Annotated in this window: 1 pseudogene; it reads right to left on the bottom strand. The window is 71.5% G+C overall.

Features of this window, described 5'->3' with window-relative positions:
* Positions 1-305 (bottom strand): annotated as a pseudogene (locus Q1B08_RS21835) (hypothetical protein); the annotation flags it as partial.

Below are 305 nucleotides of genomic sequence, written 5' to 3'. Positions count from 1 at the left end.
GTCGGAAGAACCGTGATCGGGGCGCCCCAGGGCTCGGTGCCGGGCCGGAGCCCGCGCCCCGTAGCGTGCAGCGCGGCAAAGTCCGCGAAGCAGGCCGTGGAGATCATCGCGTCGCGTGCCCGGAAGGAGAAGTTACCGGGATGCTGCGCGAAATACGCCGTGCGCGCGCCGATGCCCTCGCGCACCGCCACCGCGAGTGCGCGCTGCGACTGCGTGCGGATCTCGGAGGACAGATCGTCCAGTTCCTCCCGGCTCCGCGCCACGGCCATGATCGAGACCTGGTGCTGGCCGAAGCCGATCCGCCC

It is taken from the genome of uncultured Jannaschia sp. (assembly GCF_947494025.1).
GTDB lineage: Bacteria > Pseudomonadota > Alphaproteobacteria > Rhodobacterales > Rhodobacteraceae > Jannaschia.
The sequence above is the reverse complement of the archived record's forward strand: the minus strand, read 5'-3'. Positions and strand labels throughout refer to the sequence as shown.